Origin of the sequence: Brachybacterium ginsengisoli (genome assembly GCF_002407065.1) — a bacterium.
Taxonomy (GTDB): Bacteria; Actinomycetota; Actinomycetes; order Actinomycetales; family Dermabacteraceae; genus Brachybacterium; species Brachybacterium ginsengisoli.
The window spans coordinates 33,878-43,667 of sequence record NZ_CP023564.1; the positions used below are offsets into that span (position 1 = coordinate 33,878).

Annotated in this window: 13 protein-coding genes and 1 pseudogene; 3 read left to right on the forward strand and 11 right to left on the reverse strand. The window is 73.8% G+C overall.

Features of this window, described 5'->3' with window-relative positions; all coding sequences use genetic code 11:
* Together CFK41_RS00165 and CFK41_RS00170 are read right to left on the reverse strand one after the other, a co-directional pair.
* The gene (locus CFK41_RS00165) at nucleotides 1-1,122 is read right to left on the reverse strand and encodes a DNA alkylation repair protein (protein WP_096797844.1); all 1,122 of its coding nucleotides are present in this window, start codon (nucleotides 1,120-1,122) and stop codon (nucleotides 1-3) included.
* Nucleotides 1,123-1,192: 70 nt separating this feature from the next.
* Nucleotides 1,193-2,125 (reverse strand): aminoglycoside phosphotransferase family protein, encoded by a 933-nt coding sequence (locus CFK41_RS00170; RefSeq protein WP_096800860.1) that lies wholly within the window; start codon nucleotides 2,123-2,125, stop codon nucleotides 1,193-1,195.
* A gap of 109 nt (nucleotides 2,126-2,234) precedes the next feature.
* On the opposite strand from CFK41_RS00170, the gene CFK41_RS00175 reads away from it, so the two are divergent.
* Nucleotides 2,235-2,876 carry an NADPH-dependent F420 reductase gene (locus tag CFK41_RS00175; protein WP_096797845.1) on the forward strand — a complete coding sequence of 214 codons (642 nt, stop codon included), beginning with the start codon at nucleotides 2,235-2,237 and terminating at the stop codon, nucleotides 2,874-2,876.
* A gap of 19 nt (nucleotides 2,877-2,895) precedes the next feature.
* Here the strand turns inward: CFK41_RS00175 and CFK41_RS00180 are convergent, their stop codons facing one another.
* A complete protein-coding gene (locus CFK41_RS00180) occupies nucleotides 2,896-4,122 on the reverse strand; it encodes an MFS transporter (RefSeq protein WP_151904616.1) in 1,227 nt (408 codons plus the stop codon).
* An 80-nt stretch (nucleotides 4,123-4,202) separates the two neighbouring features.
* Between CFK41_RS00180 and CFK41_RS00185 the strand changes: the two genes are divergently transcribed.
* Both CFK41_RS00185 and CFK41_RS00190 read left to right on the forward strand, forming a co-directional pair.
* Nucleotides 4,203-4,949: a DeoR/GlpR family DNA-binding transcription regulator gene (locus CFK41_RS00185; RefSeq protein ID WP_321169380.1), complete on the forward strand. Its 747-nt coding sequence runs from the start codon at nucleotides 4,203-4,205 to the stop codon at nucleotides 4,947-4,949.
* Nucleotides 4,950-5,010: 61 nt separating this feature from the next.
* Entirely contained in the window at nucleotides 5,011-5,853 is an 843-nt protein-coding gene (locus tag CFK41_RS00190; protein ID WP_096797847.1) for a sugar phosphate isomerase/epimerase family protein, read from the forward strand.
* A 19-nt stretch (nucleotides 5,854-5,872) separates the two neighbouring features.
* Here CFK41_RS00190 and CFK41_RS00195 read toward each other — a convergent pair.
* The 8 genes and pseudogenes from CFK41_RS00195 to CFK41_RS17865 form a co-directional block, all read right to left on the reverse strand.
* A pseudogene (locus tag CFK41_RS00195) lies at nucleotides 5,873-6,361 on the reverse strand (class I SAM-dependent methyltransferase); the annotation flags it as partial.
* A gap of 205 nt (nucleotides 6,362-6,566) precedes the next feature.
* Complete coding sequence (locus CFK41_RS00200) at nucleotides 6,567-6,920, reverse strand: hypothetical protein (protein ID WP_096797848.1); 354 nt, start codon at nucleotides 6,918-6,920, stop codon at nucleotides 6,567-6,569.
* On the reverse strand, nucleotides 6,910-7,428 hold the full coding sequence (locus CFK41_RS00205; RefSeq protein ID WP_227873142.1) for a hypothetical protein: 519 nt from the start codon (nucleotides 7,426-7,428) through the stop codon (nucleotides 6,910-6,912). Before CFK41_RS00205 ends, CFK41_RS00200 begins: the two co-directional genes overlap by 11 nt.
* A 5-nt stretch (nucleotides 7,429-7,433) precedes the next feature.
* Nucleotides 7,434-8,024, reverse strand: coding sequence for an RNA polymerase sigma factor (locus CFK41_RS00210; RefSeq protein ID WP_096797850.1), 591 nt, complete (start codon nucleotides 8,022-8,024; stop codon nucleotides 7,434-7,436).
* Nucleotides 8,021-8,665: a hypothetical protein gene (locus CFK41_RS00215; RefSeq protein WP_096797851.1), complete on the reverse strand. Its 645-nt coding sequence runs from the start codon at nucleotides 8,663-8,665 to the stop codon at nucleotides 8,021-8,023. Before CFK41_RS00215 ends, CFK41_RS00210 begins: the two co-directional genes overlap by 4 nt.
* A 3-nt stretch (nucleotides 8,666-8,668) precedes the next feature.
* Nucleotides 8,669-9,226, reverse strand: coding sequence for a DUF6286 domain-containing protein (locus tag CFK41_RS00220; RefSeq protein ID WP_096797852.1), 558 nt, complete (start codon nucleotides 9,224-9,226; stop codon nucleotides 8,669-8,671).
* Complete coding sequence (locus CFK41_RS00225) at nucleotides 9,223-9,603, reverse strand: Asp23/Gls24 family envelope stress response protein (RefSeq protein ID WP_096797853.1); 381 nt, start codon at nucleotides 9,601-9,603, stop codon at nucleotides 9,223-9,225. The genes CFK41_RS00220 and CFK41_RS00225 overlap by 4 nt, the downstream gene beginning before the upstream one ends.
* Nucleotides 9,604-9,605: 2 nt before the next feature.
* Entirely contained in the window at nucleotides 9,606-9,782 is a 177-nt protein-coding gene (locus tag CFK41_RS17865; RefSeq protein WP_169928756.1) for a hypothetical protein, read from the reverse strand.
* Nucleotides 9,783-9,790 lie beyond the last annotated feature (8 nt).

Genomic DNA, 9,790 nt, shown 5'->3' on the forward strand with positions numbered 1-9,790 from the left:
TCAGCCGTCCGACGGGACGGCCAGGTGGAAGTCCTGCCTCCCGGAGGGGACCCCGTTGATCTGGAGGGAGATCGCGTGCGGCCCGTCGTAATAGCGCCGGGTGGTGATCGGACGGAACGAATGGGACTTCCGCACCGCGAGCACCTTGCCGGGATCGAGGGATGCCGTGGTGAGCTTGAACGTCTTCGTGCTCTGCGTGCCCGCGGCGGTGGCGTGGTGGACCACGTAGTCGATCATCAGGCGCACCGGCTCCGTGCCGGTGTTGCGCACGCTCGCCCGCAGCTCGATCGACTCGCCCACCTCGAGCCGCTCCCGGTCCAGATGCGGGCCGTCCACCGCGAGCGCGCCCGCGGGATCCGGGTACCCCAGCAGCGCGAGCGCGGCGGGGTCGCCCCGCTTGAGCAGGGTGCGCAGCGCGTGGCGGACCAGCTTCTGCGTGGTCTTCTCCGCCGACGCCTCGAGCCAGCGGGCGGCCGTGGCGACCACGAGCGCCGGGTCGTCCCGGCTGAGATCGTTGAGATGGTTCGCGACGGAGCGACGCACGTACTCCGACGGGTCGCGGTGGAGCCGGTCGAGGATCGGGACGGTCACGCCGGGATCGGCGGTCAGGCGCGGAACCCGGATCGCCCACGGGAGATAGGGGCGCGTGCCCTCGGAGGCGAGGCGCCGCACGTGCTCGTCCTTCGAGCTCGTCCACTCCAGAGCGCGGTCCAGGACCTGCTCGAGGTCGTGCCGCAGCAGGATCCTCAGCGCGAACTCGGAGCTCAGCAGGCTGGTGAGCTCGGCGAGCAGATCGAGGGCGTCGGCGGTCGCGGCCGGGCCGCCGTCGGCCGCCGCGGACTCCGCGACGGCGGTCGAGACCGGCCAGATCAACCAGCCGCGGAACGTCGGTGACCCCTGGACCGCGCGCCGGACCACCGCGGCGACCTCCGGATACGACCCGTCGAGGTCCCCGAGCATCGCGGCACGGATCGCGTCGACCCGTTCGCGAAGCGCCAGCGGCGACAAGGTCTCGGCGGTCTCCCGGAGCCGGTCGGGCGACGTGCCGGGCGCGGCCTTCTCCAGGGCGGCGGCGAGATCGAGGACGGTGCCCCGATCGATCATCTCGTCAGCGAACGGCATGGTGCTCCTCGGGGGCGGTCGCGGGGACGGGGCGTTCCCTGGGCCGAGAGTAGACCGAGCGGCGGACGGATCAGGCGGGGTGACCGGTGCGCGCCCCGACCAGCGGATCCTCCAGCAGGCGCCGCAGCGTGGACCGGCCCAGCTCGGCCATCGGCGGGTTCGAGGTGACGTAGTACCAGACCAGCCCGATGGCCTGCTCGAACGCCCAGGCGGCGCCGCGCTCCCATTCGAGGTCGGAGGTGCCCAGCTGCTCGCGCAGCTGCTGCCGGCGGGGTCCGTCGAGCAGGTGCCACGCCGCGACCAGGTCGACGGCAGGATCTGCCGGGGAGAACCCGCCCGTGTCGAGGACCCCGGTGAGGCGGCCGTCGGCGTGGAGGAGGTTCATCGGGATCAGGTCGCGGTGGCACATGACGTCCGGTCCTGACGGCTCCAGCTCGCGCCAGCGCGTCCAGGCCCCGGCCAGTGCGTCGAGCTCAGGGTCCGGCAGCACGTCGCGGCTGCGCTCGAGGCACTGCTGGACCCAGCCGTCGTGCGCGGCGAGGTCGCCGCCGCGGCCCGGTCCCTCGAACGCGCGTCCTCCGGTCGGGGCGCGGTGCAGGGCGGTCAGGAGCCCGGCGAGATCCCGGGTGGCGGCGTCCGAGTCGGCGATCGAGGCGGGGTCCGCCACGTCCCCCGGCACCCAGGTCTGCACCGAGAAGGGCATCGGGAACTCCGGGTCGGGCTCCCCGATCGCGACCGGTCGCGGGGCAGGCAGCGGGCTGTGCCGGGCGAGCTCCGCCATCGCCCGATGCTCGGCCTCGATCGCCCGACGGGATGCGTCGACGTCGGCCCGCACCATCGGGAACCTGGCCGTCAGGTCGCTGCCGATGCGGACGATGCGGCTGGTGGTCGCCGCGCTCTCGAGGGGGTGGATGTCGCCCGGGGAGACGTCGGGGAGCAGCGCGACGAGGAGCCGCACCGCGACATCGTGCGGGAGCTCGAGCTCATCGTCGTGCATGGTCATCCGGGGAGCGTACGGCGGGCGCGGGCCGTGCGTCACGGGGATTGTCCGCTGTCGGCGTCATCTGCCGACACACGGGAAGACAGCGGGGCGGCCCGTCGTTGCACGGGTCATGACTACTCTCGGAATCATCGGTGCAGGACACATCGGCAGCCAGGTCGCACGGGCCGCCCTCACGGCAGGGTATGACGTGGTGATCGCGAACTCGCGGGGCCCGGAGACGCTCGCCGATCTCGTGGCGGAGCTCGGCCCGAAGGCCCGCGCCGCCACGGCGGCGGAGGCCGGCGCAGCAGGGGACGTCGTCGTGGTGACGGTGCCGCTGAAGGCCCTCGATCAGGTCCCGGTCGAGCCGCTGGCAGGCAAGATCGTGCTGGACACCAACAACTACTACCACGAGCGCGACGGGCGCATCGAGGCGCTGGAGAAGGGCGAGACCACCACCTCGCAGATGCTCCAGGAGCACCTCCCCACCTCGAAGGTCGTCAAGGCGTTCAACCACATCCCCTCCGGCGACATCACCACCGACACCGCCCCGGCCGGCGCCGCGAACCGGCGCGCGCTCGCCACCTCCAGCGACCACCCCGAGGCGGTGGAGTTCGTGACGAGGTTCTACGACGAGCTCGGCTTCGACGCGGTCGACGTGAGCCCGCTCGGCGAGTCCTGGCGCGTGGAGCGGGACCGTCCCGCCTATGTGGTGCGGCAGACCGCGGAGGAGCTGCGCGAGAACCTCACGACGGCGAACCGCCTGCCCTGAGAGCGGGGCCCTCAGGGCCTCACCGCACCTCGGAGGACGCCTCGGCGCCCGGCGCCGTCGCGTCGGGCGCCGCCTCCTGCTCGGGGGTGACGATCCGGGCGATCACCACGCCCAGCAGGCAGAACAGGAACGGGAGCACGAAGGCGAGGTTCAGGCCCACCAGGCCTGCGGCGGCGCCCACCAGGGCGGGCCCGGCCAGCTGGCCCACATACCCGGCGCCCACCACGCGGGACATGATGATGCTCTGCCGCGCCGGGTCCACGGACCCCGCGGCGGTGAACAGCTGCGGCACCACGCCGGCGAGGCCCAGGCCGAACAGGCACCAGCCCGCGGCGGTCAGCACGAAGGCCGGCGAGAGCATCACCACCAGCAGTCCGGCGGCGGCGAGCGCGGAGCCGTAGCGCACCACGAACGCCGGGCCGAAGCGGCCCGCCACGCGGTCCACGGTGAGACGGCCGACGGTCATCGAGACGGCGAAGACCGCGTAGGCGAGCGCCGCCGTGGACGTGGGCGCCTCGAGCTTCTCGACGGCGTGCAGCGCGGCCCAGTCGTTCGCGACGCCCTCGGCGAGCATCAGCAGGAAGGCGAGGGCTCCGAAGCCGATCACGCGCCGACGGGTCGCGGGGGAGAGGCGCGCGGAGGAACCGGTGGGCGCTGCGGCATCGGTCGAGGCGGCGGGCTCCGCCGGGACGCGGCCCAGGAGCGGCCGTGCGGCGACCACCGCGCAGGCCAGCACCACCACGGTGCCGACGAGCGCCGCGAGCGACATCGGCAGCTGGGCCCTCTGCACCCCCGCGCCGAGCAGCGCGCCCACCGCGCCGCCCACCGACCACAGGGCGTGGAAGGCGGACATGATCGGCCGGCCGTAGGCGCGCTCGACGAGCACCGCCTGGTCGTTCATCGCGACATCCACCGCGCCGTTCATGCAGCCGAAGACCAGCAGCGCCGCGCCCAGCATCACGGGCCCGCCCACATGCAGCGGGAAGTTCACCGCAAGGGCAAGCAGCACGAGGAAGGCGATCGTCACCGGCTTCGAGCCGATCCGCTGGGACAGGGCTCCGGAGACCTGCATGCCGATCACGCCGCCCAGGCCGAGCAGCAGGAGCAGGCCGCCGAGCACGGCGTGGGAGACGCCGGTCGCGGCCTGCACGGCCGGGATGCTGACCAGCCAGACGCCCATGGCGAGACCGCAGGCGAAGAACGCGGTGAAGACGGCCGCTCGCGCGGACCGGAGGGAAGGGGGCATGGTGGAGGGACCTCGAGAGAGTGGGCGGGAGACTGTCCGTGGATCACGCTATGTGATTGGATGATCATGTGCAGCGATCATTGAGGGCGAAACTGATCATCCAGTCGCTCCGCACCTCCGGAAAGCTCACGGTGGACCAGCTCGCCCGCCTCACCGGCGCCTCCGCCGTGACGATCCGTCGCGACCTCGCCGTGCTCGAGGCCCACGGCGCGCTGCGCCGGGTGCCCGGCGGCGCCACCCGCGCGGTGCGCTCCGAGGAGGAGATCCCCTACTCGCTGCGCCTGACCGATGATGTCGCGCGGAAGGCCGCTCTGGCCAGGGCCGCCTGCACCCTCATCGAGGACTCGGACACCGTGATCATCGACAACGGCACCACCTGCCACGCCGCCGCCGTCGAGCTGGTGGGCCGCCCGATCACCGCCGTCTGCCTCTCCCTGCACAGTGCGATGGTGCTGGGATCCAGCCCCGGGCCGCGGGTGAACATCCCCGGCGGGCCGCTCGTGCAGGACACCCTGGCGATGATGAGCGGCCCCGCGATCGACTACCTGCGCGGCGTCTCCGCGGACGTCCTGCTGCTGGGCGCCTGCGCCGTCTCCCCGCGCCGCGGCCTGCTCGCCGACCACCCGGAGGACGCCGCCCTGAAGGCCGCCGCGATCGAGAGCTCCACCCGCCGCGTCCTGCTGGCCACGGCGGAGAAGCTCTCGCACGCCTCGAGCTTCCGCTTCGGCGCCGTCGAGGACCTCACCCATCTCGTCACCACCGACGACGCCCCTGACACGATCCTCGGACCCTTCCGGGACGCGGGCGTCGAGGTGCTCACCGTCTGACCCGAACCGACCGATCCGAACCGACATATCCGAACCGTCCGCCCCACGACAGGAGATCCCGATGACCACCGCCCTCGATCCCACCCCTTCGCTCGATTCCATCAAGGCCCTGCACACCTGGTCGCTGTTCCGCACCATGGGCCGCTTCGTCGCCCCCGGCTCCGCGCCGTCGGGCGGGCTCACCGAGAACGCCTCGGCCGACGGGCTGGCGCTGCTCGAGCTGCCCGGGCAGCTCGCCGCCCATGGCTTCGCCAGCGCCCAGCTGTGCCACTTCTACCTCCCCCGCACCGACGCGTCGTACCTGGCCGAGGTGCGGGACGCCTTCGACACCGCGGGGGTGGACATCGAGGTGCTGCTCGTGGACGACGGCGACCTCACCCATCCGGAGCAGGGCGATGAGCAGCAGCGCTGGCTCTCCGGCTGGCTCGACATCGCCGAGCAGCTCGGCGTCCCCCGGGTGCGGGTCCCCGCCGGCGACCAGGCCCCGAGCGAGGAGACCATCGCGGCCAGCGCCCGGCGCCTGCGCGCGCTCGCCGCCGAGCACCCGGACCTCCGCGTCCTCACCGAGAACTGGAAGTCCCTGCTGGTCGACGCCGAGGTGACGCGTGACCTGCTGGATCGCCTCGAGGGGGCCGTCGGTCTCCTGATCGACACCGGCAACTGGAACGGCGAGGACAAGTACACCCAGATCGCCGCGGTCGCCGGGGAGGCCGAGTGCTCCCAGGTGAAGGTGCGCGAGTCCGCGCCGGGCGTGCTGGACGCCGGGGACCTCACCCGCTGCCTCGAGGTGCTGCGCGATGCCGGCTACGCCGGGCGGATCTCCTACGTCTACGCCGGCACGGACGACGACGAGTGGGCCCGGCTCGACGAGATGCACGAGATCGCGCGGGCCGTCCGGGGCTGATCCCAGGCGTCGCGCCGGGTCAGATCTCCGGCCGCAGCTCGAAGTCCCAGGCCACCACGCCGACCTGCCCGGCCTTCGCGGCGTCGGTCGCCGCGCGGGCCCAGGGGTGCAGCTCCCAGATGTTCGGCGGGCCGGGGGCGAGCGGGCCGGCCTCGTGCGCGGGGTCGACGGTGCGCTCGCCGTGGCGACCCTCCACGCAGTGCCGCACGAGGAACCCGTGCGGCACGGCGGCGCGGAGGTAGTCGCCGACGCTGTGATGGTGCCCCGGGACGTAGCCGATCCGGCCGTCGGGGGCGGTCTTGACCAGCGGGTACCGGGTGGAGCCGAGGAAGTGGGTGCGGGTGTCGAGGGCGATGAGGTGCCCGCCCGGGCGCATCACCCGCGCCGCCTCGGCGAAGAACGGGGCGAGGTCCGGCAGGTGGGTGAGCGCGAGGCTGCACACCAGGTGCTGGACGGCGCCGTCCTCGAGCGGCATCGCGGTGAGGTCGCCGTGCTCGAAGCGGGCCCCGGGCCCAGCTCCTCGGCGCGGTCGAGGAGTTCGCGCACCTCGGCGATCCGGGCCTCGGTGAAAGCACGGTCATGCTCGCCGGCGAAGGCGCGCATCAGGGCGACGCCTTCGAGCCCCAGCAGGTAGGCGAGCGGATGCTGGTGGATGGTCCCGTCGGCCGGAGTCTGTCCCATGCGGGCATCCTCGCGGTGCCCGCGCCGGAGGGCTACCGAATATCCGACGGCGCGGCCGGCGCGAGGGACTGCACGCGCACCAGCACCTCGGAGGGGACGCCTGCGGCGTCCGCGACCGCGCGGTGGACGGCGCGCTGGACGTCCTCCACGACCCGGCGCACCGGGAGCGCGCCGTTCACGGCGATCTCCACCACGATCCGACCCGCCTCGCGGTCGATCACGAGCCCGTAGCGGGCGGCGGAGGTGTCGCCGCGGCGCAGCCGTGCGTCGAGGGTGCGCAGGGTCGTCGCGATGCCGGGCTCGAGACCGTCCACGCCGGGCACGGCCGTGACCACGTCCACCAGGGTGGCGGCATCGAGAGGGTCAGGGGTGAGGTCAGTGCTCATGGAGGTCCTCGATGTGGATGTCGACGACGAGATCGTCCAGTCCCAGCTCCGTCGCCGCGGCGCGTCGCACCGCGGCACGGATCTGCTCGGCGAGGCCGGGGAGGTCCTCGGCGCCGAGGCGCACGGAGATCCGGCACAGCGCCCTCGTGGGCAGGCCGCGGGATCGTCCCGTGGCGGAGTCGGGGGTCTCGTCGTGCTCGAACGTGGTGCGCAGCGCCCTCGCGCCGGGGATCGCGTCGATCTCGCGGCGCACCAGGGTGCGCAGGGCCAGCTCGGAGACGGTGTACGGGCCGGCCGGGGTGGGCGGCAGGTGCACGTGGGCGCCGTGGCGGGCATCGGCGCGCACCGATTCCTTGACGGTGGCCAGCGCTCCGGCGGAGAGCTGGACCGAGCTGTCCCCGGCCCTCTCCAGCTCGTCCCACTCGGTGTGGACGGTGCGGATCAGGTCGAGGTAGCGCCGGGTGGCGGCGGCGTCCTCGTCGGGGCCGTGCTGTTCGGGGTGGTGCATCGGATTCACCTCCATTCCTCCATCTCATGGACGATCCGGGCTCGCGCCCGGGAGATCCGCCCGCGCACCGTCGGTTCGGTGGCGTCGACGGCGCGACAGATCTCGCGGTAGGACATGCCGTCGATCTCCCGCAGCACCCAGCACAGGCGCACGTCGGGGTCGAGCTCGGCGAGAACCCGGGCCAGCGCCTGCATCTGGGCGTTGACCAGGGCGCTCCGGGCGGGGTCGGCGGCGGTGGCGCCGCCGGGCGAGAGCCGGTAGAGGCTCTCCGGGCCGTGGTCGAGGTCCTCGGCCTCGGCCGGTGCGGTCGCCCGACGGGCACGGCGGCGCACCACGTCGGTCGCGCCGCGCGAGCAGATCCGCGCGACCCAGCCGCGGAAGGCGGCCGGATCCTCGAGCAGACCGAGCCTCCGCCAGGCGAGCACGAGCGATTCCTGGACCACGTCCTCCGCCTCCTGGCGGTCTCCCAGCACCATGAAGGCGATGCGGAACAGGCGCCCCTGGTGACGGTCGACGAGCTGTTCGAACGCGGCGGTCTCGCCATCCTGTGCCCGCAGGACCAGCGTGTGCTCGTCCAGTGCCTGCTCGGCGGTCATGAGGGCTGCAGCGGTCGCGGGGCCGCGCCCTCGGCCCCGGTGAGCACCGCCCGCGAGGGCGTCGCGGCGGAGCGCAGGTGGACCAGCAGGTCCACCGATCGCACGGGGGAGCCCAGCACGGTGCGGACGTCGTCGGCGAGCAGCTCGCGCACCGCCTCCACCGCCCAGGCGGTCTCGGCATCCTCGGAGATCGTCACCGAGGCCTGCACCCACGGGGCAGAGGCGGCGCCGCTGATCCGCACGGAGGCGTCGAGCACGCCCGAGACCTCCTCCGCGTGGTCGGAGAGCGCACGCTCGAGGACCGCGGGGTCGAGCGTGCCGAGCAGCGCGCCCTCGCCGTCCTCGTCGCGCAGTCGCAGCGCCGGGGTCGACGTGCGGGAGGGGATCTGGGCCAGGAGCAGCCAGAGGCCCAGCAGTGCGGCGAGGACGCCGGCCGCGACGGCGACCGGGAGCAGCCAGGCCTCGTGCGCCGCGGCGAGCGAGGTGGGGGTCGAGTCCCCATGGGGGAGGACCGCCTCGGCGCGGGGCCAGCGGGCGGTGAGCCCGAGGCCCGCCGCACCGATCCAGGCCGCGGCGAGCAGGGCGAGGACGCCGGCGACGACGAGCGCGAGCCGGTTGCGGGGTCCGGAGACGGAGCGCATGGGTCAGTCCTCTCGGTTCAGCCGCTGGATCCGCACACGGGTGCGGAGTGCGGTCTCGGGGCGGAGCTCGTCGACGGATTCCTCGACGGCGGTGCGGGCGGCGCGGAGCACCGTCTCGGAGTCGTCGACCACGGTGCGGGCCAGGACCTGCAGGCGCCGTCCGGAGAGCGTGGTGCGGGCGCTGTGCACGCCGTCCACGGCCTCCACGCGCCGGGTGACGCGGCGGGCGAGGTCCCGATGCGCGACGGCGGTCCCGCCGGGGACGTCCCCGGCGAGCACCAGACCGCGCGAGGGGCGACCGGGCAGCAGGGCGGCCAGCAGCAGGAGCAGCCCGAGGGCGGCCAGGACCCCGGCGGCGACGAGCATCGGGGTGGAGTCCAGGCGCTGCGCGCCGACGGCGGCGAGCGCCGATCTCGCGGAGGCGGGCCAGGACCCGTCCACCAGCAGCGTGATCAGCAGCCAGAGGGCGGTGGCGCCGGCGGCGAGCAGCAGCAGGCCCAGCAGGGTCGCCGGGACGGTGCGTGCGGGGCGCCGGACCAGGCGCGGGGGAGCGGTGCTCATCGCAGGGTCCTCCTCGTGCCGGTGGTCGGATGCAGCCAGGTGATCGAGATGTCCAGGCGCCCCACCTCCAGTCCGGTGAGGTGCTGGACCCGCTCGCGCAGATGCGTGCGGAGCGCGCGGAGCGTCGGGGCGAGCGGGGTCGGGAAGCGGACGCCGACGTCGAGGGTCAGCACCGCGGTGCGCCCGTAGAGCTCGCAGCGGGCCGAGGGGCGGGCCTCGAAATCGCGGCGCGCGCCGACGCCGAGCACGCCGCCGGCGCCGGAGCCGACGTGGGCGACCTCGGAGGCGACCTGTTCCGCGATCCTGGCCACGACCTGGGCGGGGATGCTGGTCGCGCCCCGGCTCTCCGCCGGGGCGATGCCGTGGGCGGCGGTCATGGTCACCGCCTCCAGCGATCGGTGAGGCCTCGGATCTCGATGCGACCCTCGATCGTCATCCCGACGGCGAGGCCGATCGCGGAGGAGAGCAGGACGAGGAAGAACGGGCCGATGCCGCCGAAGGCCAGGACGGCGCCGAGCAGCAATCCCACGAGCAGGGCGAATTGTGTTGTCTTCATGACGACTC

Bases quoted from the DNA above. Each gene is read 5' to 3' on its own strand.
- CFK41_RS00225 (WP_096797853.1), bottom strand. From the start codon at position 9,603: ATGACCGCCGCCCACGGCATCGCCCCGGCGGAGAGCCGGGGCGCGACC.
- CFK41_RS00210 (WP_096797850.1), bottom strand. From the start codon at position 8,024: ATGACCGCCGAGCAGGCACTGGACGAGCACACGCTGGTCCTGCGGGCA.
- CFK41_RS17865 (WP_169928756.1), bottom strand. From the start codon at position 9,782: ATGAAGACAACACAATTCGCCCTGCTCGTGGGATTGCTGCTCGGCGCC.
- CFK41_RS00190 (WP_096797847.1), top strand. From the start codon at position 5,011: ATGACCACCGCCCTCGATCCCACCCCTTCGCTCGATTCCATCAAGGCC.
- CFK41_RS00180 (WP_151904616.1), bottom strand. From the start codon at position 4,122: ATGCCCCCTTCCCTCCGGTCCGCGCGAGCGGCCGTCTTCACCGCGTTC.
- CFK41_RS00215 (WP_096797851.1), bottom strand. From the start codon at position 8,665: ATGCGCTCCGTCTCCGGACCCCGCAACCGGCTCGCGCTCGTCGTCGCC.
- CFK41_RS00165 (WP_096797844.1), bottom strand. From the start codon at position 1,122: ATGCCGTTCGCTGACGAGATGATCGATCGGGGCACCGTCCTCGATCTC.
- CFK41_RS00220 (WP_096797852.1), bottom strand. From the start codon at position 9,226: ATGAGCACCGCTCCCCCGCGCCTGGTCCGGCGCCCCGCACGCACCGTC.
- CFK41_RS00170 (WP_096800860.1), bottom strand. From the start codon at position 2,125: ATGACCATGCACGACGATGAGCTCGAGCTCCCGCACGATGTCGCGGTG.
- CFK41_RS00205 (WP_227873142.1), bottom strand. From the start codon at position 7,428: ATGCACCACCCCGAACAGCACGGCCCCGACGAGGACGCCGCCGCCACC.
- CFK41_RS00200 (WP_096797848.1), bottom strand. From the start codon at position 6,920: ATGAGCACTGACCTCACCCCTGACCCTCTCGATGCCGCCACCCTGGTG.
- CFK41_RS00175 (WP_096797845.1), top strand. From the start codon at position 2,235: ATGACTACTCTCGGAATCATCGGTGCAGGACACATCGGCAGCCAGGTC.